The 24,288-nt window shown below is 60.0% G+C and carries 20 protein-coding genes; 6 read left to right on the top strand and 14 right to left on the bottom strand.

What is annotated here, in order from left to right; genetic code table 11:
• The 10 genes from HUJ17_RS15810 to atzF form a co-directional block, all read right to left on the bottom strand.
• Positions 1-344, bottom strand: a 344-nt coding sequence (locus tag HUJ17_RS15810; RefSeq protein WP_290511592.1) for a bile acid:sodium symporter, incomplete at its 3' end; no start/stop codon positions are given.
• Between the two features lie 165 nt (positions 345-509).
• A complete protein-coding gene (gene urtE / locus HUJ17_RS15815; RefSeq protein WP_062817181.1) occupies positions 510-1,205 on the bottom strand; it encodes an urea ABC transporter ATP-binding subunit UrtE in 696 nt (231 codons plus the stop codon).
• A gap of 62 nt (positions 1,206-1,267) precedes the next feature.
• A complete protein-coding gene (gene urtD, locus HUJ17_RS15820; protein ID WP_290511593.1) occupies positions 1,268-2,113 on the bottom strand; it encodes an urea ABC transporter ATP-binding protein UrtD in 846 nt (281 codons plus the stop codon).
• A complete protein-coding gene (gene urtC / locus HUJ17_RS15825; protein ID WP_290511594.1) occupies positions 2,110-3,270 on the bottom strand; it encodes an urea ABC transporter permease subunit UrtC in 1,161 nt (386 codons plus the stop codon). Before urtC ends, urtD begins: the two co-directional genes overlap by 4 nt.
• A 1-nt stretch (position 3,271) precedes the next feature.
• A complete protein-coding gene (gene urtB / locus HUJ17_RS15830) occupies positions 3,272-4,903 on the bottom strand; it encodes an urea ABC transporter permease subunit UrtB (protein WP_290511595.1) in 1,632 nt (543 codons plus the stop codon).
• 91 nt (positions 4,904-4,994) lie between these two features.
• Entirely contained in the window at positions 4,995-6,296 is a 1,302-nt protein-coding gene (gene urtA / locus HUJ17_RS15835; protein ID WP_290511596.1) for an urea ABC transporter substrate-binding protein, read from the bottom strand.
• Positions 6,297-6,321: 25 nt separating this feature from the next.
• The gene (locus HUJ17_RS15840; RefSeq protein WP_290511597.1) at positions 6,322-7,317 is read right to left on the bottom strand and encodes a hypothetical protein; all 996 of its coding nucleotides are present in this window, start codon (positions 7,315-7,317) and stop codon (positions 6,322-6,324) included.
• 72 nt (positions 7,318-7,389) lie between these two features.
• Positions 7,390-8,097 (bottom strand): GntR family transcriptional regulator, encoded by a 708-nt coding sequence (locus HUJ17_RS15845; RefSeq protein WP_063509889.1) that lies wholly within the window; start codon positions 8,095-8,097, stop codon positions 7,390-7,392.
• Between the two features lie 11 nt (positions 8,098-8,108).
• Positions 8,109-11,732, bottom strand: coding sequence for an urea carboxylase (gene uca, locus HUJ17_RS15850; protein WP_290511598.1), 3,624 nt, complete (start codon positions 11,730-11,732; stop codon positions 8,109-8,111).
• Positions 11,732-13,522, bottom strand: coding sequence for an allophanate hydrolase (gene atzF / locus HUJ17_RS15855; RefSeq protein WP_290511599.1), 1,791 nt, complete (start codon positions 13,520-13,522; stop codon positions 11,732-11,734). The genes uca and atzF overlap by 1 nt, the downstream gene beginning before the upstream one ends.
• A gap of 309 nt (positions 13,523-13,831) precedes the next feature.
• Here atzF and HUJ17_RS15860 point away from each other — a divergent pair, with 309 nt between their 5' ends.
• On the top strand, positions 13,832-14,680 hold the full coding sequence (locus HUJ17_RS15860) for a patatin family protein (RefSeq protein ID WP_290511600.1): 849 nt from the start codon (positions 13,832-13,834) through the stop codon (positions 14,678-14,680).
• 6 nt (positions 14,681-14,686) lie between these two features.
• Here HUJ17_RS15860 and HUJ17_RS15865 read toward each other — a convergent pair whose 3' ends face one another.
• From HUJ17_RS15865 to HUJ17_RS15875, 3 genes are all read right to left on the bottom strand, one after another.
• Complete coding sequence (locus HUJ17_RS15865; protein ID WP_290511601.1) at positions 14,687-15,028, bottom strand: hypothetical protein; 342 nt, start codon at positions 15,026-15,028, stop codon at positions 14,687-14,689.
• A gap of 17 nt (positions 15,029-15,045) precedes the next feature.
• Positions 15,046-15,834 (bottom strand): aldo/keto reductase, encoded by a 789-nt coding sequence (locus tag HUJ17_RS15870; protein ID WP_290511602.1) that lies wholly within the window; start codon positions 15,832-15,834, stop codon positions 15,046-15,048.
• Positions 15,835-15,946: 112 nt separating this feature from the next.
• On the bottom strand, positions 15,947-17,140 hold the full coding sequence (locus tag HUJ17_RS15875) for an FAD-dependent oxidoreductase (RefSeq protein ID WP_290511603.1): 1,194 nt from the start codon (positions 17,138-17,140) through the stop codon (positions 15,947-15,949).
• 136 nt (positions 17,141-17,276) lie between these two features.
• Between HUJ17_RS15875 and waaA the strand changes: the two genes are divergently transcribed.
• A complete protein-coding gene (gene waaA / locus HUJ17_RS15880) occupies positions 17,277-18,548 on the top strand; it encodes a lipid IV(A) 3-deoxy-D-manno-octulosonic acid transferase (protein WP_290511604.1) in 1,272 nt (423 codons plus the stop codon).
• Positions 18,549-18,679: 131 nt separating this feature from the next.
• On the opposite strand, the gene HUJ17_RS15885 is transcribed toward waaA, so the two are convergent.
• Positions 18,680-20,086: a TolC family outer membrane protein gene (locus tag HUJ17_RS15885; RefSeq protein WP_290511605.1), complete on the bottom strand. Its 1,407-nt coding sequence runs from the start codon at positions 20,084-20,086 to the stop codon at positions 18,680-18,682.
• A gap of 162 nt (positions 20,087-20,248) precedes the next feature.
• Between HUJ17_RS15885 and thiC the strand changes: the two genes are divergently transcribed.
• The 4 genes from thiC (at position 20,249) to cpdA (ending at position 24,184) form a co-directional block, all read left to right on the top strand.
• Positions 20,249-22,132 carry a phosphomethylpyrimidine synthase ThiC gene (gene thiC, locus HUJ17_RS15890; protein WP_290511606.1) on the top strand — a complete coding sequence of 628 codons (1,884 nt, stop codon included), beginning with the start codon at positions 20,249-20,251 and terminating at the stop codon, positions 22,130-22,132.
• Positions 22,125-22,754, top strand: a complete 630-nt coding sequence (locus HUJ17_RS15895; RefSeq protein ID WP_290511607.1) for an NUDIX domain-containing protein — start codon at positions 22,125-22,127, stop codon at positions 22,752-22,754. The genes thiC and HUJ17_RS15895 overlap by 8 nt, the downstream gene beginning before the upstream one ends.
• Complete coding sequence (locus HUJ17_RS15900) at positions 22,751-23,212, top strand: DUF1249 domain-containing protein (protein ID WP_290511608.1); 462 nt, start codon at positions 22,751-22,753, stop codon at positions 23,210-23,212. Before HUJ17_RS15895 ends, HUJ17_RS15900 begins: the two co-directional genes overlap by 4 nt.
• A 165-nt stretch (positions 23,213-23,377) precedes the next feature.
• Positions 23,378-24,184, top strand: a complete 807-nt coding sequence (gene cpdA / locus HUJ17_RS15905; RefSeq protein WP_290511609.1) for a 3',5'-cyclic-AMP phosphodiesterase — start codon at positions 23,378-23,380, stop codon at positions 24,182-24,184.
• The last annotated feature ends 104 nt before the right edge of the window (positions 24,185-24,288 follow it).

Consider the following 24,288-nt stretch of genomic DNA (forward strand, 5'->3'; position numbering starts at 1 on the left):
GCCAGATAGGCGATCACGTTGGAGGCGGTGCCGCCGGGGCAGGCGCCCACCAGCACCAGCCCCACCAGTAATTCCTGGGGGAGCTGCAGGGTGATGCCGATGGCAAAGGCGAGCAGTGGCATCAGGCTGAACTGCAGCAACAGGCCCAGGCCGATGATGCCCGGCTGGCGCAGCACCCGCTGGAAATCCTCCCAGGTCAGCGACAGGCCCATGCCGAACATGATCAGCATCAGTAACGGCACAATAGCCCCCTTGCCGCCCACCAGCAGGGCAGGTTGCCAGTACGCCAGCAGGGAAAACAGCAGGGCCCAGAGTGGAAAGAGTTGGGTCAAGCGGTGGAGCATTGCGGTCGCCTGTCAGTGTGCAAGGCGGCCAGTGTAAGCTGACTAGGGTATCGACGCACAGGAGCAACCCGTCTTTGTCTGCAGGAGCGTGGCTGGCGGCGCGATATCAACCTATGGAATCGCGCCGCCAGCGACGCTCCTACGGCAGACGGGAAGTGTTGATGATCAAACGGTCAGATAGCTCTTGATCAAGGTATCATCCAACTCGCCCATCTCACCTTCCGCCACCTTGCTGCCACGGTCGAGAATGGCAAAACGGTCGGCGGTGGCACGGGCGAAGTGCAGCTTCTGCTCCACCAGTAATACGGTGAGGCCTTCTTCCTTGTTCAGGGTTTTAATCACCCGGCCGATCATGTCGACGATATTGGGCTGAATCCCTTCGGTGGGTTCATCAAGTATCAGCAGTTTTGGGTCCAGCGCCAGGGCACGGCCGATGGCCAGTTGTTGTTGCTGTCCGCCGGAGAGATCACCGCCGCGGCGGTTGCGCATTTCATGGAGTACCGGGAACAGCTCGTAGATGCGATCCGGGATTTTCCTGCTGCGATCCGGGCGGGCCTGCAGGCCGGTTTCCAGGTTCTCCTCCACGGTGAGTAGCGGAAAGATTTCCCGCCCCTGGGGCACATAACCGATTCCCGCACGGGCCCGTTCTTCCGCCGCTTGTTTGGCATAATCGAGCCCGTTGAATTCAATGCTGCCGCTTTTCACCGGTAACAGCCCCATGATGGTTTTCAGCAGGGTGGTCTTGCCCACACCGTTGCGGCCCATGACGCACAGGCATTCGCCCTGGGTTAGCCCCAAATCCAGATCCCAGAGGGTGTGGGATTCGCCATAGTACTGGTTGACGTTGTTCAGTTTCAGCACGGTGTTAACTCCGTAACAGTATTTCGAAGTCGCTGTAGGAGCGCCGCTCCTACAGTTGTCTGTTATTCCCCGAGATACACTTCGATGACTTTGGGATCATTCTGCACCTGCTCCATGGTGCCTTCCGCCAGTACGCTGCCCTGGTGCAGAACGGTGACGGTGCTGGCGATGGAGCGGATGAATTCCATGTCGTGTTCGACGACAACCACCGAGTGTTTGCCGGCCAGGCTTTTCAGAAGTTCGCCGGTGCGTTCCACTTCCTGGCGGGTCATCCCGGCGATGGGTTCATCCACCAGTAGCAGTTGTGGTTTCTGCATCAGCACCATGCCGATTTCCAGCCACTGCTTCTGACCGTGGGACAGCAGGCCCGCCACCTTGTGTCGGTCTTCAAGCAGACCCACGGTGGCCAGAGTGTCCTCGATCCAGCTTGTCTGTTCACCGCTTAATCGGGTGAACAGGGAATGCCAGGGCCCCCTGGGACCGTTCATGGCCAGCTCCAGGTTTTCAAAGGCGGTGTGTTCGGGGAACACGGTGGGTTTCTGAAATTTTCGACCGATGCCGGCCATGGCGATGTCGGTTTCGCTCATGGCAGTCAGGTCCAGGGTCTGACCGAAAAAACAGGTGCCGCTATCCGGCCGGGTCTTGCCGGTGATCACGTCCATCATGGTGGATTTGCCCGCGCCGTTGGGGCCGATGATGCAGCGCAGCTCGCCGGTCTGGATGTACAGGGTCAGATCATTGAGGGCCTTGAAGCCGTCAAAACTGACGGTGATATCTTCCAGATAGAGAATGTTCTTGCCACTACCGGAATCCAGCTGACCGGGCGCCACGGCACGGGTGCCCTGGCGCATGAAATCGAAGACCTGGTCGCGGCGAAAGGTGTCGCGCAGGTTATCCAGTGCGCTCATGGAGCCTCTCCTTCTGCCGGGGTGAGGGTGTCGTTATTGGTATTCTTTGGCGGGAATTGTTTGCGCAGGGCCGCCCATCTCTGGCTGACCAGGCCCACCAGACCCTGGGGCAGAAACACGGTAACCGCCACGAACAGCCCGCCCAGGGCAAACAGCCAGGCCTCGGGCATAACGCCGGTGAAAACGGTCTTGCCGTAGTTGACCAGGATGGCGCCGATCACCGCGCCATATAGGGTGGCGCGTCCGCCTACCGCTACCCAGACCACCAGCTCGATGGAATTGAGCGGCGAGAATTCTCCCGGATTGATGATGCCCACCTGGGGTACATAGAGCGCCCCGGCAATGCCGGCCAGAATGGCGCTGACGGTGAAGATCCACAGTTTGTAATGTTCGGTACGGTAACCCACAAAACGGGCCCGGGATTCCGCATCCCTCACCGCCATGACCACCCGGCCCAGTTTGCTGCCGGTGATCCAGCGGCACAGCACAAAGGCCATGGCCAGAGAGAGGGCGGTGGCGATCAGCAGGCCCACACGTGTGCTGTCGGACTGCAGGGAAAAGCCCAGCAGTTCCTTGAAGTCGGTAAGACCGTTGTTGCCGCCGAAGCCCAGTTCGTTGCGGAAGAAGGCCAGCATCAGGGCATAGGTGAGTGCCTGGGTGATGATCGACAGATAGACGCCGGTAACCCGGGAACGAAATGCCAGCCAGCCGAATACGAAGGCCAGCAGGCCGGGGACCAGCAGGATCATCAGGGCGGCAAACCAGAACTGATCGAAGCCCTGCCAGTACCAGGGCAGCTCGCTCCAGTTGAGGAACACCATGAAGTCGGGCAACTCCGGATTGCCGTACACGCCCCGGTCGCCGATCTGGCGCATCAGGTACATGCCCATGGCATAGCCACCCAGGGCAAAGAAGGCCCCATGACCCAGGCTGAGAATGCCGCAGTAACCCCACACCAGATCCAGCGACAGGGCCAGCAGGGCGTAACACAGGTACTTGCCCAGCAGGGTGACGGTGTAGGCGCTCACATGCAGTGACGAGTCCGGCGGGAAAAACTGGTTGAGCAGGGTCACCACCAGGGTGGCGCCCAGCAGGACGCCCATAAAGGTTTTCGCGGTGCGATCACTGAAGGCACTTTTGAAGGTTGAGTCTCGCATATTACTCCTCCGCGGCCCGGCCACGTTGCGGGAACAGACCCCGTGGTTTGCGCTGGATAAACAGGATGATGAAGATCAGCACGATGATTTTTGCCAGCACGGCTCCGGCCATGGGCTCCAGCAGCTTGTTGGCGATCCCCAGGCTGAAGGCGGCGGTGAGAGTGCCCCACAGATTGCCGACACCGCCGAACACCACCACCATGAAGGAATCGATGATGTAGCTCTGACCCAGGTTGGGCCCCACATTGGTGAGCTGTGCCAGGGCCACCCCGGCGATACCGGCGATACCGGAACCCAGGCCGAAAGTGATCGCATTGACCCGCTCGCTACGAATCCCCATGGCGCGGGCGGTGGTCCGGTTCTGACTGACAGCTCTGACCTGCAGGCCCAGGCGGGTTTTCTTCAGCAGCGTGAGCAGGGCCAGAAACACGGCCAGGGCAAAGAAAATGATGTAGAGGCGGTTATAGGTCAGTGAGAACACCGGGTTGATTTCCAGTGCGCCACTCATCCATTCCGGTGTCACCACGGTGCGATTCAGGGGCGAGAAAATCACCCGCACCGCCTGCTGCAGAATCAGGCTCACCCCGAAGGTGGCGAGCAAGGTTTCCAGGGGACGGCCATACAGGAAACGGATCACAAACCGCTCAATCAGAATGCCCACCAGGGCCGACACCATAAAGGCGGCAGGAATGGCGATCAGCAGCGACCATTCGTGACTGTTGGGCAACAGCTGCTGAATCACATAGGTGGTGTAGGCGCCGATCATGATCAGTTCGCCGTGGGCCATGTTGATCACCCCCATCACCCCGAAGGTGATGGCCAGGCCGATCGCAGCCAGCAACAATACCGAGCCCAGGCTGAGGCCGAAGAACAGGGTGTCGGCGGTCTGGTAGCGTTCGATGCGGGCTTCGATGCGGGCCAGCGCCTTTTCCGCCGCGCGCACTTCCGCCGGGTTGTCGCTGGCAGCCACCCGGTCGCGCAGGGCGTTCTTGGCCGCAGGATGCAGACTGTCGGCCAGTGCGTCTATGGCATTCAGGCGGGCGGCCAGATCGTCGTTGTCCAGGGTGGCAATGTTCAGGGCTACATCAATACGGTCCTGTACCCGGGCAACGGTTTCCTTGGCCCGGCGGGCTGTCAGTGCCGAGAGCATTTCCGGGTCGGCATTACCGATCAGCTGGCCGGCGGCCTGATAGCGTTGCTCGCTGTCCGGGCTGGCCAGGTCGCGCAGGGCCAGCTGATTATTGATGACGGTACGCAGGCGGTTATTGATCACCACCGGGCGGGCATCCCGTGATCCCACCTGTTGTTGTTCGGCTTCGCTGACGGGATCCAGCAGCAGCCAGCCGTCACTGTTCTTGCGACCCAGTAAAATGGCGCCGCTGTCCCGGTGTTGCACCAGGTCGCGGTTCATCAGGGCATTGAGCAAAGGCACCACGCGCGGGTGGTCCTGCTCGGCCAGTTGGCGAATGGCCGCTTCCTTGTCGTCAAAGCTGCGGCTGGCCAACTGGTTGAGAATATCGTGGAGGCCGGGGCCTGGGGCCGGGCCTGTGTCTGTGGCCAGGTCGGCCAGCACCGTATTGCACAACGCTGCCAGCAGCAGGGTTGTCAAAAACCGGCCAATAGCGTGACCCATAGTGGGCTCCTTACAGACTGGGTGTATCGAAAAAAGCCGGTTACCAGCGTGCGCGTTAGCGCACACGGATAACCGGAGAGGGTCGGATCGTTTACTGCATGGCTTTGCTGCCAAGGCACTGCTGGGTCTTGGTGTTGTAGTTGCCGCATTTCGTCGGCGCGCTCCAGTCGGAAATCAGATCCTTGGAGCCGGGCAGGTAATCGGACCAGGCATCCCCTTTCACCAGACCGTCGGTTTCCCAGACCACGGCGAACTGGCCGTCATCCTGGATTTCGCCGATCAGCACCGGCTTGGACAGATGGTGGTTTTCGTTCATCACCGCGGTGCCGCCGGTCAGGTTCGGGGTTTCCATGCCGATCATGGCTTCCGCCACTTTATCCGTGTCCGTGGATTGGGCTTTTTCTACGGCCTTCACCCACATGTTGAAACCGATATAGGTGGCTTCCATGGGATCGTTGGTGACCCGTTTGTCGTCCTGGGTAAAGTCGTGCCACTGGGCGATGAAGGCATCGTTGGCGTCGTTGTAGACACTCTGGAAGTAGTTCCAGGCGGCCAGATGACCCACCAGCGGGCCGGTGTCGATGCCGGACAATTCCTCTTCACCCACGGAGAAGGCCACCACGGGAATGTCCTGGGCGCTGACGCCCTGGTTGCCCAGTTCCTTGTAGAAGGGCACGTTGGCATCGCCGTTAATGGTGGAGACCACCGCGGTTTTCTTGCCCTGGTTACCGAAGGCCTTGATGTCGCTGACAATGGACTGCCAGTCGGAATGCCCGAACGGGGTGTAGTTGATCATGATGTCCTTGTCGGCCACGCCCTTGGACTTCAGGTAGGCTTCCAGGATCTTGTTGGTGGTGCGCGGGTACACATAATCGGTACCAGCCAGCACGAAGCGCTCCACACCCAGTTCGTTGATCAGGTAGTTGACCGCGGGGATGGCCTGCTGGTTGGGGGCGGCCCCGGTGTAGAACACATTCTTGGACGACTCTTCACCCTCGTATTGCACCGGGTAGAACAGCAGGCCGTTGAGTTCTTCCACCACTGGCAGCACGGACTTGCGAGACACGGAAGTCCAGCAGCCGAAGATCACATCCACGCCTTGCTGGCTGATCAGTTCCCGGGTTTTTTCGGCGAACAGGGGCCAGTTGGAGGCCGGGTCAACGACCACGGGTTCCAGCTGCTTGCCCATCACGCCGCCCTTCTTGTTCTGCTCCTCGATCATCATCAGAACCGTGTCTTTCAGGGTGGATTCACTGATGGCCATGGTGCCGGACAGGGAGTGCAGCACCCCGACCTTGATAGTGTCAGCGGCCATGGCGGCGCCGCTGTAGATAAGGCTGCCGGAAAGCATGATTCCTGCAGTCAGTCGTTTCAGTGTGTTTGAAAATTGCATGGCAAAACTCCTTGTGGTGTAGCACTTACATCTGTAGTTGCAGACCCAGTACAAAGGTGTCGTTATCGCTGAACAGCTCGTCGTTACGATCTTGGTAAGCGGCACTGATACGGGCGTTATGACCCTTGATGATGTAGTTCAGATTGAACTCGCTGATGTCGCCCTCGGCGCCATCGGTCACTTCACCCTCGGTGTAACGGATCACCGGTTGCAGCCGGCCCGGACCGATTTCCTGGGGGAACAGGAAGCCGGCCAGCACGAAGTAGCCTTCGCTTTCGTCGCCGCCCAGGCCGCCCAACCCGTCGTACTGGTAATAGGCGCCTTCGAGAGTCACTGTGCCGGCGCCGGTGTTTTTCTCGAACAGGGCATCCACGCTCCAGGCGGAGTCAGACCCCTGGCTCTGGCCAACCAGACCCACCGCCAGAATGTCCTTCTCGCCGTAATAGGTGCTGGAGTTGTAGTAGCCCGGTTCCGGGTCGAGCAGGTTGAGAGTGAGTCGGCCGCTGTACAGCAGATCATCGTCATCCTCGGCGGGGACCGGATCCTCCGGACCTTCGGTGACCGAGAACTGCCACTTGAACTGGCCCTCGTTGGCCTGGCCCCAATAAGCGACGCCGTCGTCACGACCGGCGAAGATGGCCGGATAGGCCTGCACGGACGGGAAATTCCAGGTGGTCAGATAGTACGGCCCGGACAGGTTGGAACGATCACTGGCGGGCAGGAATCGGCCGGCCCAGATGTTAAAGGTGTCGGAATACTCGAACCGGGCAATGGCATCGAGCACCCGCACCTTTTCTTCCACACCGTCGTATTCGGTGTTCACGGTCATCTTGATGTTGTCGGTGACCTGGCCGTTGATGTACAGCCGCACACTGTCCAGATTGAAATCACTGGAGCTGGATTCACCGTCAGGCGCTGCGTTTTCCACACTGGTAAAGCTGGTGCGCAGGCCTCCCCCCACAGAGATTTCCGGATCGATATCGGCGCTCAATGCTGATAACGGTGTAATGAGAGCGGCCATGGCAAGCGCGCTCGTTACTGCTTCCTTTCGTAACATGGGTATTCCCCCATCGATGAATGAAATCGTTGGCTGCTAATCGTCGTTGTCTGCCTTGCCGCTGTGCATCCGGGCTTCATGAAGCATGTGCAGCGTTATTTTTCGCACTTCATTGCGTGAGCTTTCGATATGAGCGCGCAGCTGAATCTGCGCCTGCTCGCAGCGGCGATGCTGAATGGCTTCCAGAATGGAACTGTGTTCCTGATAGGTGGCATCAATACGCGGTGGCTTGGTGAAATCCAGGCGGCGAATGATGCGCAGACGTTCGGTCAGGTCATGATGAATGCGTGCCATCTCGGTGTTGCCGGCGGCTTCCACCAGCATTTCGTGAAAGCGCTCATCCAGTCGGCTGAGAGTGTTGCCGTCTTCCAGTCTTTCCGATTCCGGCACGCACCAGATGCGAATCAGATCATCGAGTTTGGGTGAGTTGTTTTCCTGTTCGCAGATCTTGCGTACCGCGGCACATTCAAGAATGGTGCGCACATCGTAGAGTTCTTCGAAGTAATCGAAGTCAAAGGGTTTGACCTGCCAGCCGCTGCGGAACAGCACATCCACATAGGATTCCCGTTGCAGCCGGAACAGGGCTTCACGAACCGGAGTGCGTGAGGCGCCCATGCGTTCGGCAATCTCGTTTTCGCTGAAGCGGTCACCGGGCATCAGGCGAAAGTCGAAGATGTCGCTTTTCAGCTGCTGATAGATGCGGTCCGCCAGGTTGCTGGATTTTTTTTCTTTATGCGCTTTCATGGCATTTCCTCTCAGGCCACCGCTTTCGGATCGATGACCAACACCGGATCCCCGGCATGGATGATGGAGCCGGGCTGGCAATGCAGACCGGTGACCTTGCCGCTGGCATTGGCGACGATTTCGAATTCCATCTTCATGGCTTCCACGATCACCAGGGGCTGGCCTTCGCTGACCTGTGAGCCTTCTTCCACCAGCAACTTCCAGACATTGCCGCTGATTTCGGCGCTGACCAGATGGCCATCTACCTGGCCGATATCCGTTTTACTGCCCATCAGCGCGGATTCCACTGCCGCGTCTTCGTCCTGCCAGCGCGCCACTTCCTCTCGGAAGGCCACATCGCGGCGGGCGTTGAAATCGGCAATTTCCTGTTCGTTGTTTTTCAGGAATTGGCGATGCTCGGCCAGGCTGAAGGGCTCTTCGCTGATCTCCACCTGCAGGTGGCCGTGGCGGAAGGCCTCGCGCATCTCGGTGAGTTTTTCCTCGCTCACCGGGTAGTAGCGGACCTGATCGAAAAACTTCAGCAACCAGGGTTCACCACTGTGGAACTGGGCGTTCTTCAGATGTTTGTTCCAGATCGGCAGGGTGCGACCCACCAGCTGGTAGCCGCCGGGGGAATCCATGCCGTAGATGCACATGTAGACGCCGCCGATACCCACGGTGCCTTCGGCGGTATAGGTGCGCGCCGGGTTGTACTTGGAGGTCATCAGGCGGTGGCGCGGATCAATGGGCACCGCACAGGGGGCCCCCAGATACACATCCCCCAAGCCCAACACCAGATAGCTGGCACTGAAAATAATGTCGCGCACCTGGTCCGTGGATTGCAGGCCGTTGATGCGGCGAATGAATTCCACGTTGTTGGGCAGCCAGGGGGCATCCTGGCGAATGGTTTCCTGGTAACGGGTGACCGCATCCAGGGTGGCGCTGTCTTCGAAGGCCATGGGCAGATGCAGGACCCGGGAAGTCACGACCATGTCGTCCACACTGCTGATGGTCTGTTCACGGTCCAGCAGTGTGTTGACCAGGCGGTCCTGATCAAGGCGGCGGGAATCGTAATGGACCTGCAGGCTGCGTACCCCCGGCGACAATTCCAGAATGCCCTCCACCGGTGACGCCTTCAGGTTTTCCATCAGCGCATGGACACGCATGCGCAGGGCAAGGTCGAGCACGTTGTCGCCGTACTCGATAAGGATGTACTTGTCGCCGGCCTGCCGGTAGACGATCCGCGGTACATGACCGTTGGCATCTATCTCCGCCAGCATGGTGGAAGAGGTAAAGGTGTGGCTGTGATCGGTCACCGCCGGGTTGACCATCGGAATCACACCCAGGTTTTCAATGGACGCATCCTGGGCGTCTTCCATGGCCTTGGCCTCGGCGAAGCTGATTGGCGAGAAGCGGATGCTGTCCCCGGGTTTCAACTGGCCCACTTTCCACAGCTCGGCCTTGGCGATGGTCACCGGGCAGACGAACCCCCCAAGGCTCGGGCCATCCTTGGTCAGGATGACCGGGAAATCACCGGTGAAATTGATGGAGCCGATGGCGTATTCGTTGTCGTGAACATTGGACGGGTGCAGCCCGGCTTCGCCGCCATCGGTACGGGTCCAGCTCGGCTTCGGACCCACCAGGCGAATGCCCAGCCGGTTGGAGTTGTAATGCACCTGCCAGTCGGCGTTGAAGAACTCTTCAATGGCATCTTCGCTAAAGAAATCCGGCGCCCCATGGGGGCCGTACAGCACCTTGATGTCCCATTGTTGCGGGTAGTCCGGGATCAATCCGTTTTCGACCGGGTGCGGCTCGGCCACCGGCGCCGGGTTGGGGCACCCCTCCAGCTGCGGCTGACAGATCGACAACACGTCACCCTTGCGCAGGGTGCGCCCACCGTGGCCACCAAACTTGCCGAGCACGAAGGTGGATTTACTGCCCAGGTAGTCGGGGACATCAATGCCGTTGCGCACGGCAATATAGGTGCGGCAACCGTTTTCGACCTTGCCGGTGGTGAGGGTCTGGCCGGCCTTGACGGTGATGGGTTCCCACAGGGGTACGCTGACACCATCCAGTTGCGCCGGGCAGGGCGCACCGGTAAGTGCTACCACGGTATCGCAATGGAAGGTGAGCGAGGGCCCCACCAGGGTGGCTTCCAGGCCGGCGGCGCTGTCATGGTTGCCGACGATGCGATTGGCCAGACGAAAGGCAAAGTCGTCCATGGGCCCGGACGGCGGTACACCGATATCCCAGTAGCCGGCCCGGCCAGGATAATCCTGCACCGTGGTGTAGGTGCCTGGCTCGACAACGTCGAAGGCCCTGGGCGTATAGGTAAAGGTTTCCAGATAGCGAGTGGAAACGGTGCCGGCAATGACATTGTCGTCGCGCAGAATCTGGCGCAGATAGTCCAGGTTGGTGGCGATGCCCGAGAGGCGGGTTTGTGCCAGGGCGGTCTGCATCTTCTTCAGGGCGTCGGCACGATCACTGCCATGGACGATGACTTTGGCCAGCATGGGATCATAGTGGGGGCTGACCACGGTGCCGGTGTCCACCCAGCCATCCAGGCGGATATTGTCCGGGAAGCGCACCTCGGTGAGTTCGCCCGGGCTGGGCTGGAAATCTTTCAGCGCATCTTCGGCGTAGATGCGCACTTCCATGGAAGACCCCTGGCTGGTGTAGCTGTCATCCAGTGGCGGGCGTTCGCCGCCGGCCAGTTGCAACATCCACTGCACCAGGTCCACGCCGAAGACGGATTCGGTGACGCCGTGCTCCACCTGCAGGCGGGTATTCACTTCCAGGAAATAGAATTCGTCGCGCTCATCGTCGTAAATGTATTCCACCGTGCCCGCAGAGCGGTATTTCACGGTCTGGCCCAGCCGCACCGCACTGGCGTGCAGTTTTTCCCGGGTCGCCTGTGGCAGATTGGGCGCCGGGGTTTCTTCCACCACTTTCTGGTTGCGACGCTGCAGGGAACATTCGCGCTCGCCCAGGGCCAGCACGGTACCGTTACCGTCACCGAAGATCTGCACTTCCACATGGCGGGCCCGCGCCACAAAACGTTCGATAAAAACGCCGCTGTCAGAAAAGAAACTTTCCCCGAGCCGCTTTACCGACTCAAAGGCAGCGACCAGTTCGTCTTCGTTGTTGCAGCGGGACAGGCCGATGCCGCCACCGCCGGCGGTGCTTTTCAGCATCACCGGGTAGCCGATCTGCAGGGCGGCCTGTTTGGCGTCGTCCAGGCTTTGCAGAAGGTCGGTACCGGGGGCCAGTGGCACGCCGGCTTTTTCGGCGATGGCACGGGCTTCATGCTTGAGGCCGAACTCGCGCAGTTGTTGCGGGGTCGGGCCCACAAAAGCGATGCCGTTGGCGGCGCAGGCTTCAGCAAACTCGGCGTTTTCGGAAAGAAATCCGTAGCCGGGAATAATGGCCTCGGCGCCGGTGTCTTTGGCGGCCTGCAGAATCAGGTCGGTTTTCAGATAACTGTCTGCGGCGGTCTGGCCGCCCAGGGATACCGCTTCATCCGCCACGCTGACGTGCTGGCTGTTGCGATCCGCCTCTGAATAGACCGCCACCGAGGCAATGCCCATCTGCTTCAGGGTGCGACAGATACGCACCGCAATTTCACCCCGGTTGGCGATCAGCACTTTCGTTAACATCAGAGGGACTCCTTCTTGTTCAACGCGGCGATGTAGTTTCTCCAGCCGCCCAGTTCGGTAATGTCGGTGGCGTCGTCGATGGCCCAGGGCTCGCAGATGAATCCTTTCACCCAGCGGCCATCCACGGTTTCCAGGCTGCCAATGCCAAGGGGTGCAGGAATCAGCCCGACAAAGCTGCCGAAGTGTTCGATAGGCATTTGCCACAGTTCGATGGGAATGCTGTCTCCGCCGTCTTTTTCGTTGCGGATCAGCCCGGGTTTGGGAGGAACCGTGTTGGCCAGGGCATAGAGGCGATAGCAGGGAGCGGTGTGGGTGGCTTCCAGCAGCACTGCGTCACGCTCGGTGAGTTGGCTGTTGAGTGGCATGCCGGTGAGGTGAGCACCGACCACAGCGACGGTGATGGTGTGGTCATCCTCGGGGGCGGCTGCGTTTTTCGGCGCCGGCAGATCCTGTCCAGTGGCGCCGGCCTGCCAGGGCTGGTGTTGTTGCCAGCGTTGTCCGAATTCAGCCAGGGCATGGTCGTGCCAGGCCGGAGCGATCAGAGTGATCCCACCAGGCAAGCCGTCATCACGAAAGCCGCCGGGTAATGCCAGGGCACACAAGTCCAAGAGATTGACGAAGTTGGTCCAGGTACCCAGCTGGCTGTTCAGGGTGATGGGATCGTTGCGCACCGCATCGCGGGTGTAGATCCCCGGTGCTGTGGGCAGAAGCAGTGCATCCACCCCTGCCAGCAGGGCGTCTGACTGGCGCTTGAGTTCGGCCAGCCGGTACTGGGCGCGGAAGCTGTCAGCGGCGGTCAGTTGTGAGGCCGGTTCGAGGATGTCGCGAATAACCGGCAGCACCGCCTCCGGTTGCTTGTGCAGCAGGTCGTCGGTAACGGTGTAGCGCTCGGCGACCCAGGGGCCCTGATAGAGCAGGGCGGCGGCATCCTGCAGCACCATGGTGTCCACGGTAACCAACTCGGCAATGGACTTGAGGCTTTCCAGCTGTTGTTCCCAGAGCGCTTTGGCCCGGGTATCACCGAACCAGGGCAGGTCCGCGGGGATGCCCAGTCGGGGGCGGGGCGGTAGCGTGGTGCTCTGTCGAGACGGTGCCTGGCGACAGAAGGCATCGTCGCTATCGAACTGGCCGATAAGGCGGTAAACGGTCTGGGCGTCTTCCACGTTCAGCGCGAAGATGCTGACACAGTCCAGTGTTCGGCAGGCTGGCACGACACCTTTGGTACTGGCGGCACCGCGGGTAGGTTTCAGGCCCACGGTGTTGGTAAAGGCGGCGGGAATTCGTCCGGAGCCGGCAGTGTCGGTACCCAGCGAGAAGGGCACCAACCCCAGGCTGACGCTCACCGCCGAACCGGAACTGGAGCCGCCGCTGAGGTAGTCACCGTTGAACGGGTTGGACACTTCCCCGTAAGGGGAACGGGTGCCGACCAGTCCGGTGGCAAACTGATCCAGATTGGTTTTGCCTACCACAATCGCGCCGGCGTCGCGTAGCAGTCTGACCACGGTGGCGTCTTCCTGCGGTGTGTAGGCAAAGGCAGGGCAGGCCGCCGTGGTCGGCATACCGGCCACATCAATATTGTCTTTCACCGCGAAGGGAATGCCGTAGAGAGGCAGGGACGGATCCGTCAGGGCCTCGGCCCGGGCGACCAGGGAGGACTCGTCCAGCAGGTGAATCCACAGGGCGCGCTCGCTGTCGTGCAGCAGTGTCGCCAGTTGTTTCATGGCCTGTACCGGGGTGAGGTCACCGCTGCGGTAGGCCGCCTGCCATTGTTTCAGAGTCCAGCCGATCATTCGTTTAGCACACCTGTTTGTATACAAGTTGGTATGCGGACTTGTGCAAAGGCGATGCCAAACGAACGGAAATAATTTAAGTGACTGTTTTTACAAAAATTAAATCTCTGATGGCTGACGTCATCAGCTGCAACCGTCAGGCTGGTATGCGCCACGCTGATGCAGCTGCGCTGTAAGAGTGCAAAAGGTTGCGTTGCAGTATGGCGTTGCTATTGCCGACAACGATTGCGGGAAGAGCGGTGTGCTATTTCTGCTTTTGGTCGTGTTTTGGCAGAGTTGATCAGCAAGTCTGTCCAACAGGAGGCGTGCATGTCTTCGCGAGCGCTGGTTGTGGAAGGGGGTGCCATGCGCGGCATTTTTGCCGCCGGGGTGCTGGATGCCTTCCTGGAAAAAGAGTACCGGGAATTCGATTTTGCGGTGGGCGTGTCCGCCGGTTCCACCAATCTGATTGGTTATCTGGCCGGAGACCATGGGCGCAATCGGCAGATCATTACCGATCACGCCTGTCGTGCTGAGTTCATCAACTGGCAGCGCTTCATGGGTGGTGGTCATCTGTGTGACGTGCATTGGTTATGGCACCAATCCTTGCAAGATGTACCACTCAATCTGGGCCGGCACTGGCAGTCGCAAACAGCGCTATGGGTGGTGACCACCTCTGTAGAAGATGGCGCGCCTCGCTACCATCGGGCGACGCCGGAGAATCTGAATGAGATCATGACGGCGTCCTGTTCCATTCCATTCGCCTACCGGCAATTCCCCACGGTAAACGGGCATCCCATGACCGATGGCGGGCTGGGCGATTCCATTCCGGTACGTTGGGCCTATGAGCAGGGCGCCAGGGATATCACCGTGGTGCTGTCCCGGTATCAGGGTTATCGCAAAAAGCCCAGCGCGTTGACGCCGTTGCTGAAACCCTGGGTTAAGGATATGCCGGGTTTGTATGCGGGCATGCTCAAGCGCTCGCAAACTTACAATGACGCGTTGGACTTTATCGATAACCCGCCGGCGGATTGTCGGTTAACCGTGATTGCGCCGGGCCGGGATTTTCCGGTGAGTCGCTTGACCACCAATGGCCAGAAGTTGGAACAGGGCTATTGGCAAGGGCATCAGGCGGCGTTGGTGGCACTGGGCGAGCAGCAACTGGCAGCGGTGGGTTAAGGTGCCCTATGACTTTCCGCTGTTAACCGGTTCTTCGCAGCGCCAGGTCCAGGCTTCCAGCGCGATCCGTTGAACCCCGCGATGATGGTTGTCCATCAGGAACACGCGCCGGTCTTTCAGCACTGCCCGGTTGCCGTCGGCTTTCCTGACGGCCTTGAACAGTTTCTTTTTTGCGTTGTTTTCGATCCAGGCGTCACTGAACAGCAGGCCCTGGAGTTTGCCTCCGGATTCGATGGCGACGGTGTTCCTGGCCTGGCAGCCGCTGGGTGCGTTTTCCAGAAGATAGACCTTGTCGGCCTGGCTGGTTGCAGCGAGTGATAACAGCGCGATGCTGAGCAAGCGGCGCATAATGTTTCCTTTTTTTGTTATTCGCCGCAGGCGCGGCGTGCCTTTTCCACGTTCTCCCGCAGATGCTGCGGGTTGATGGTGCCGGCAATGATACTGCCGACGCCGGGGGTGCCAAGGATCTTGTTCATGCTTTCCTGCACCGGGTCCTTGCCCTGATTGTGCAGGTGACCGCTGGCAAACGCCTTCTTGATCAGAATGCCCTTGTTCCGGGCAGCAGCGTGTTCGATCACCGGCAGCTCTTCATCATGGGCCAGGTTGTAGGTGACCATGGCTACGTCCGCCTGGTCGAGGGTGCCGATGCCGCCGGCCACGGTCTTGCTGGACATGCCGGTGGCGCGGATCAGGCCGGCCTTCTTCAGATCGTTCAGTGCATCCAGGGTGCCCATGTTGAGGACATCCAGATCGTTGCCGTCGGAATGCACCAGCACGCAATCCAGGTAGTCGGTGTTGAGTCGCTTGAGGCTGCGTTCCACCGAGGTGCGCACATGCTCCGGAGAGAAATCGAAGTGGCTGTCGCCGCTGTCGTTGTCGAATTCCTCGCCTACCTTGGTCACAATGACCCAGTGCTGGCGGTCCTGCAGCAGTTGCCCCAGACGCGCTTCGCTGCGGCCATAGGCTGGTGCCGTGTCGATCAGGTTCAGACCCATGTCCCGGGCCTGGGCGATCAATTCCACCACCGACTTGTCATCGGGAATGGTAAAGGCGCTGGGGTATTTCACGCCTTTGTCGCGGCCGATCTTTACCGTACCCAGACCGAGGGCGCTGACGGTTAACCCTGTGTTGCCCAGCGGGCGCATGAAGGCCATTAAGACTCCTGAAACATTCTCGCTGTAGGAGCGCCGCTTGAGGCGCGAATTGTACTTGGGAAAGCCGTCGTAAGCAGTTTCGCGCCTCAAGCGGCGCTCCTACAGAGGGTAATTAAAAACAGCGGTGCCAGTACGGCACGCCCATGGGGGCCTGTTCCAGCGTTTCCGGTACCGTTAACGGTGCCCCTGGTTTCAGCCCGCTCTCTTCCACCAGCGCCATCACTCTGTCGCCCAGGTCCGGGGCCAGGGTGAGCTTGGTGGGCCAGGCCACGATCAGGTTGTGATCGCGGTGGGCGTAGGCGTTATCCGGTTTTACCAGGGCCTGCTGTTTCGGTTCGGCCCGGGTTACGTTGAGAACGGCGAACTGGGCCTGGCTGAAATCGAGCCAGGGGAACAGGTGTTTCAGTTCGTCGCGGCCAGCGGCCAGTTGTTCCTCATCGCTGCGTTCCACGCCCCGTTCCGCCAGGTCGCCACCCAGATACCAGACCACCTTGCCGTCCGGGCAGTCGTGGGTGGTGACGGTGAGTACCGGTTTGTTGCTGGTGCCAACACAGTGAGCATAGAGGCGGTGGCCCAGATCGTGTTTCACCAGCAGCATTTTCAGTGGCCGCAGCTGGCTGTGTTCCTCTGGCAGCAGGCGGGCCTGGTGGGCGCCGTCCAGCAGTGCCGGGTTGCCATTGCCGGCGGACAGGATGGTCAACGTCGGCTCGATACGCTGGCCATTGACGGTCACCGCCTTCAATCCTTGCTCTCCCCATTCCAGAGAATCGCGTTCCCTGTCGAAGGCCAGCAGGCGTTCACGCACCGGCGCGGCCAGGGTGTCGATCAGTGATTCGGTATTGATGACCAGATCATCCAGCTTGTAGACATTGCCCTTGAAGGCCTTGTCCGCCAGCGCGGAGGGGAAATGGTCCCGTTTCAGTTTTTCGATGCGCCCGCGCAGCATCTTGCTGGCGAAGAAGTTGGTCATGCGCGAGGCCACCGAGCCACTGGACCACATGTGCTGGGTATCGCTGAGCACTTGCAGCTGGCGCAGGTCCACCGGATCGTCGCCGGCCATGGCCGCGCGCCAGCGGTCCGGCATGGCGGCGATGGATTCCGACTCGCTGGACAGGTTGCCGCCCAGGGCATACTTGAGGCCGCCGTGGATAATGCCCTGGCTGGCCAGGGTCTGGTCGCCGCCCAGGGTGTCGGTTTCCAGCAGCAGGCACTGGTAACCGGCCGCGTTGAGCCGGTTGATCAGCCACAGGCCGGCGATGCCGCCGCCGAAGATCAGAATGTCGGGTTTCAGAGGGGAGTTGCTCATGGCTCACCATCGGAGAAAGTTGCCGCTATGCTAGCATAGGCTGCGCTGCGGGCACGCAAGCAGGCAACAGGCATTCCTCTGGTTTTCCTGTAGCGTTGTACATGCAAGCAGTCCTCACACCGAGACAAGAGCGCCTATGCAAACCCTTTACTCCCTTCTTTGGTATTTACTGCTCCCGATACTGTTTTTGCGCCTGTGGCTACGCGGTCGTCAGGCGCCAGCCTATCGCCAGCGCTGGAAAGAACGCATGGCCTGGGGCTATCGCCCCGGCACCCTGAAAAACAGCATCTGGGTGCATGCGGTGTCGGTGGGGGAAACCCTGGCGGCGGTGCCGATGATCGAGCGGTTGCTGGCGGATTATCCGCATACGCCCCTGTTGGTGACCACGACGACCCCCACGGGTTCGGAGCGTGTGAAAGCCCTGTTCGGCGATCGAGTGACGCATGTCTATTGTCCGTGGGAATTGCCGACTGCGTTGAACCGTTTCCTGCGAGCTTTTGATCCGAAAACGGTGATCGTGCTGGAAACCGAACTGTGGCCGAACCTGTGTGCGGCAGTGAAACGTCACGGTGCCAAACTGATGTTGATGAACGGGCGGTTGTCGGAAAAAAGCTATCGGGGCTACAGCAAGCTGCCCCGTCTGGTGCGGCCGATGATGGCGCGCTTCGATGCCCTGGCGGTGCAGACTCCGGTGGAACGGGAGCGTTATATCGCCCTGGGGGCCTGGCCGGAACGGGTGCATGCCATCGGCAGCGTGAAATTCGATATGAGCCTGGATGATACGGTCCGGCAGACGGCGGCACACTTGCGTGAGGAAATGGGGGGGCGTCCGATATGGATTGCTGCCAGTACTCACCCCGGCGAAGATGAGCCGGTACTGGCGGCGCACAAGGCGTTGCTGGAAACGGCACCGCAGACCTTGCTGGTGCTGGTGCCCCGCCACCCGGAGCGTTTCGACGGAGTGGCCCAGTTGATCCGGCAGCAAGGGCTGGGGCTGGCCCGGCGGAGCAAGCAGGACGCCGTCACCGCCGACACTCAGGTATACCTGGCCGATACCATGGGGGAGCTGTTGATGCTGTTTGGTGTGGCGGACGTGGCCTTTGTGGGTGGTTCCCTGGTGCCGGTGGGTGGGCACAATCTGCTGGAACCGGCTGGTTGGGGAGAGCCGGTTGTCACTGGCCCCCACCTGCACAATTTTACCGCCATCTCGGCGCTGCTGGATGACGCTGGTGCCCTGACTCTGGTGGAGAATGCGGATGCCCTGGCTATTGCCTTGCAGAGCCTGTTTCGCAATCCGGCGCAACGCCAGCGTCAGGGGGAGGCGGCGGCGGCGGTTGTCGAAGCCAATCGTGGGGCGCTGGAGAAAGGGCTGGGGTTGGTCGGGAAATTAATAGTTAATAATGAATAGTTAATAGTTTCGTGAGACAACGTTTTTTTATCCTGAAAGCAAAGAGGCCGCGCCCAGAGTTGGGCGCGGCCTCTTTGCTTTCAGCAGGGCATGCGCTGTAAGCGCGTCGTTATTAACTATTAATTGCTCTTTCAGTATCGCGCGTCCGGCACCAGCGCGTCGCTACGGCCTTCCAGGTCCGGCTGGTAGATGTTCAGGGTGTTGGTGTCCGAGAGCCACTGGTTGATGCCTGCCAGGTCTCCCTGCTGAAGGTCACCGGTGGTGGATTTCAGGGTCAGGGAGTTGATGATGTAGTCGTAGCGGGCGTTGGCGTAGTCGCGTTCGGCGGCGAACAGTGCCTGCTGGGCGTTGAGCACGTCCACCACATTACGGGTACCGACCTCGTAACCGGATTGAGTAGCTTCCAGTGCAGAGCGGGCGGACCGGATTGCCTGCTTGCGAGCGCTCACGCGCAGGGCATCGGATTCCACCGTGCGATAGGCACTGCGGGCCTGCTGAATGATATCGCGCAGGGCCTGCTGGTACTGGAAGACCGCAGCATCTGCACGCAGGGCGGCCTCCTTACGGCGGCTGTTCAGGCCCCCACCCTGGAACAGGGGCATGGTGACTTCAACGCCGATCTGTTTGGATTCGCTGTCCGGATTGATCCCGGTAGAAAAGCCGGCAGCACTATTGCCTTCAGGTGCCGTGTGAGAGTGCTGGTACTGGGCGACAAACTGCACCTGGGGGAGTTGGGCCCCCAACTGACGTTTGGCGGTGTTCTCTGTCAGCTCGGAGTTGTAACGAGCTGCCAACACTTGAGGGTTTTGGGCCTGGGCCTTGTCAATCCAGTCTGCCATGTTGGCCGGTTGCGGGCCTTGCATGGGCAATTCGTCTTTGAGTTCTGAGAGTGTTTCCCAGCGTTGGCCGCTCAGCGATTCAAGCTGATCGCGGGCGATATCATATTGTTGCTGGGCCACAATCAGGTTCACCCGGGTCAGATCATAGGTGGCCTGGGCTTCTTCCACATCGGTGGCGGGCACCAGTCCCACATCGAAACGTTCCTGGGTCTGTTCCAGCTGGCGGCCAATGGCTTTTTCTTCGGCCTTGGCGGACACCAGGGTGTCCCAGGCGCGCAGCACACCGAAGTAACCCTGGGCCACGCGCAACACGAAATCCTGCCGTGCCTGTTCAAAATTGGCCTGCGCAATATCGGTGCTGGACTGTGCTTCCTTGTAGCCGTACCAGGCATCAACACGGAACAAGGGCTGCGTCAGTTGCAGTGTGGTGGTTTCAGTGCCGAAATCCTGCGTGACTCCCAGCTCCTCAAGTTTTCTCTCGTTGTCATAGCGGCCATAGCTGGCGGCCACGTTGGGAAAGAGGGCGGCTCGGCCCTGTACCAGCAGTTGCTGATCCGCGTCCCAGCTCATACGAGCGGCCCGCCAGGTGCCGTCGTAGCTCCAGGCGGCGTTGGCGACATCCACCAGATCGGCGGCGTGGACGGAGCTGGCCAGTGAGGTCAGCATGAGAACGAGGATCTTGGTTGGGCTGCGCTTCATTCTGGTGCACTCTTTCCTGGGTGAGTTTGGTCATTATAGTACTGGCTGGTACAGAAAATTGATACGGTTTCTGTCACACCGGTGTCGCGGTTGTTTGGCCGATAGGCGCTGGCGTATAGTGTCCGCCATTCCTGTCTTTTCCCATGTATTCTGGAGGCCGACGTGCCAGACGATCAGCGCCCCGTCACCGCTAAACCCATTGATGAATCCTGCCAGCCTATCGCCGGTTCGCAAAAAATTTATGTTACCGGCTCTCGCCCGGACATTCGTGTCCCCATGCGAGAAATTCGCCAGAGTCCGACCCCGCTGGCAGACGGAAAGTTCGAGGATAACCCGCCGGTTACCGTCTACGATACCTCGGGCCCCTACACCGACCCGGATGTGACCATCGATGTGCGGCAGGGGTTGGCGCCAATTCGCCTGAACTGGATTCAGGAGCGGAATGATACCGAGCAACTGGAGGGTTTGACCAGTGTCTACGGGCGCAAACGTGCCAATGACCTGAAAACCGCCGGTTTGCGTTTCCAGCACACCCGTATCCCGCGCCGGGCTAAATCAGGCAAGAACGTGACCCAGATGCACTATGCCCGCCAGGGCATCATCACCCCGGAAATGGAATTTATCGCCATCCGCGAGAACCAGCGGTTGCGTGAACACCGGGAAGCGGGACTGCCCATGGATCAGCATCCGGGGCAGGATTTCGGAGCCAGCATCCCGGCGGAAATTACCCCGGAATTTGTTCGTGACGAAGTGGCCCGGGGACGGGCGGTGATTCCGGTGAATATCAACCACCCGGAAATCGAGCCGATGATCATCGGCCGTAACTTCCTCACCAAGATCAATGCCAACATCGGTAATTCGGCGGTGACCTCTTCCATTGAGGAGGAAGTGTCCAAGATGACCTGGGCCACCCGCTGGGGCGGCGATACGGTGATGGATCTGTCCACCGGCGACAATATCCATGAAACCCGCGAGTGGATCCTGCGCAACTCGCCGGTGCCCATCGGCACCGTACCGATCTACCAGGCACTGGAGAAGGTCAACGGCGTGGCTGAAGACCTGACCTGGGAAATCTTCCGCGACACCCTGATCGAGCAGGCCGAGCAGGGGGTGAGCTACTTCACCATTCACGCCGGCGTTCTGCTGCGCTACGTGCCGATGACCGCCAACCGGGTCACCGGTATTGTCTCCCGCGGCGGTTCGATCATGGCCAAGTGGTGCCTGGCGCACCATAAAGAGAGCTTCCTCTACACTCATTTCGAAGACATCTGCGAGATCATGAAGGCCTACGACGTGACCTTCAGTCTCGGGGATGGCTTGCGCCCCGGTTCCATTGCCGATGCCAACGATGAAGCCCAGTTCAGTGAACTGCGCACCCTGGGTGAGCTCACCAAGATCGCCTGGAAGCACGACGTGCAGGTGATGATCGAAGGCCCTGGTCACGTGCCCATGCACATGATCAAGGCCAACATGGACGAGCAGCTCAAGCATTGTGGTGAGGCGCCGTTCTACACTCTGGGCCCGCTGACCATCGATATCTCTCCGGGCTACGATCACATTTCCAGCGCCATCGGCGCCGCCATGATCGGTTGGTACGGCACCGCCATGCTTTGCTATGTGACCCCGAAAGAGCACCTGGGTCTGCCCAATCGGGAAGACGTGAAGGAAGGTATCATCACCTACAAGATTGCCGCCCATGCGGCGGATCTGGCCAAAGGGCATCCGGGCGCCCAGCTGCGCGACAATGCCCTGTCCAAGGCGCGCTTCGAATTCCGTTGGGAAGACCAGTTCAATCTGGGCCTGGACCCGGACCGTGCCCGGGAATTCCACGATGAGACCTTGCCCAAGCAGGCTCATAAGGTGGCGCATTTCTGCTCCATGTGCGGTCCCAAGTTCTGCTCCATGAAGATCAGCCAGGAAGTTCGTGAGATTTACGGCGATGGCAGGGAGCAGGTGGCGCAGGCGGATGCGGAAGCGGGTATGGAAGAGAAATCCAGGGAGTTCCGTGAAAAGGGTAGCGCCCTTTATCATGAAGCCAATGAGTGATCTGAAGCCGCTGTTCGGCCCCGATGACGTGGAAGTGCTGGAACGGGACACCCCGTTTCAGGGCTTCTTTCGTGTCGATACCCTGACCCTGAGACACCGGCAGTACAACGGCGGCTGGGGCAAACCGGTACGCCGGGAGCTGTTCGTGCGTCCGCAGGCGTCGGCGGTGCTGCCCTATGATCCCCGCCGGGGTGAAATCCTGCTGGTGGAGCAGTTCCGGGTAGGGGCACTGGAGTGGCGGCAGTCTCCCTGGTGTCTGGAGTTGATTGCCGGCATTGCCGACAAGGACGGGGAAAGTGCCGCCGACCTGATTCGCCGTGAAGCCATGGAGGAAGCGGGCATTACCCTGGGCGAGATGGAAACCATCGCCGCCTATATGCCCAGCCCCGGTGGCACCAACGAGCGTCTGCAGGTGTTTGTCGGCCAGGCTGATCTGGCTGATGCCGGTGGTATCTTCGGGTGCCCGGACGAAGGGGAGGACATTCGTGCCCTGACCGTGCCGGTGGCAGATATTCCTGAATTGCTGGCATCCGGTCTGGTGGATAATGCGGCGTCCCTGATTGCTCTGCAGTGGCTGCTGTTGCACCGCGACCGGCTGGATGCGGCCTGGGGCGGGGTATGAAGCGCCGCGACCGCTACCGGCTGGATTTCCGGGCACTGATGAGCCAGTGCGAGGAAAACTACGCCCGCATGCTGCCGCTGATGAATGCCATGGGCGAGCGAGACAGCATGGACGTGGAGCTGGGCCATACCCAGCACACTCATACCCTGCAACTGCGGGTGCTGGAACGCTCTCCCTATACCACCACCGTGCGCCTGGAAGATCAGGAATTGCTGGATGTGCTGCCAGCATCACGGTTGACCGTGCGCCTGTATCACGATGCGCGTCTGGCAGAAGTTACCGAGGCGCGCCCCTTCCGTCGGGTCAATGCCCGCTATGCCTATCCCAACCGCCATATGCACCAGCGTGATGAGAAAGTGCAGTGGAATCGCTTCCTGGCCGAATGGCTCCGTCATGTCCATGATCATGGGCGTGATGCGGGCAACGATTGGCGCCAGCGGGTGACCGGTAATTCCTGACAGTCGCTGTAAAGAATTGCTAACCACGTCCTGATCTTGGACGTCTTTCCTAGAAAAGTGCCATCATCTTGGTTATAAGTGATCCATGAGCGTTGAGGGAATGCTCGGGAGAGCATTCGATGCCTCCCAAACGGGAATAATAAATCGAGGACGGGAGCGGGGATCTTGACGCAGCAGTTGCAGCCCCTTCGAGTAGTGCAGTTATCGGACTGCCATCTGTTTGCCGACACACAAGGCAAGCTGTTGGGCCTGAATACCCAGTTCAGTCTGGACAAGGTACTGGAGCTGATTCGGCGTGAACAGCCCAGCCCGGATCTGATCCTGGCCACTGGCGATCTGTCCCAGGATGCTTCCCTGGAGTCCTATCAGAGGCTTGGTGAGGCTCTGTCATCTTTCACCGCACCGGTGTACTGGCTTGAGGGCAACCACGACAAGCCTGCCCCCATGCTGAAGGCTCTGGATTGTGATCGCGAGCGCATGAGTCCCTGTGTGTTGGAGATCGGCAACTGGACCATCGTCATGCTCGACTCCACCATACCCGGGGAGGTCCCCGGTGACCTGTTCGACGAAGACCTGAAATTTCTGGACGATGCCCTGGCGGCTGCCAATGGCGAGCATCTGATGGTGTGCCTGCATCATCACCCGGTTCCCATGGAGTGTGCCTGGCTGGACACCCAGGTGGTGGGCAGTGCCGAACAGTTCTTTGCCGTGATCGACCGCCACCCCCGGGTACGCGCCATTATCTGGGGCCATGTGCACCAGGAATACGATGAGCAGCGCAACGGCGTTCGCCTGCTGGCAGTGCCCAGTACCTGCGTGCAGTTCAAACCGAAAAGCGAAGACTTCGCCGTGGACGACAGCAACCCGGGCTACCGCTGGCTGGACCTGTATCCGGATGGCCGCATCGACACCGCTGTCAGTCGGGTGGAGGGGATTACCTTTGAGGTGGACTTCAGCGTCAAGGGATACTGATTAATTGATAATTGAGAATGGATAATTGATAGCTAAAACCGTGAATCCTGAATTGATAATGGACAACTTGTCCGGGGCCTGAGAGGCTCTTTCGTTATCAATTA

It is taken from the genome of Alcanivorax sp. (assembly GCF_014762765.1).
Taxonomy (GTDB): domain Bacteria; phylum Pseudomonadota; class Gammaproteobacteria; order Pseudomonadales; family Alcanivoracaceae; genus Alcanivorax.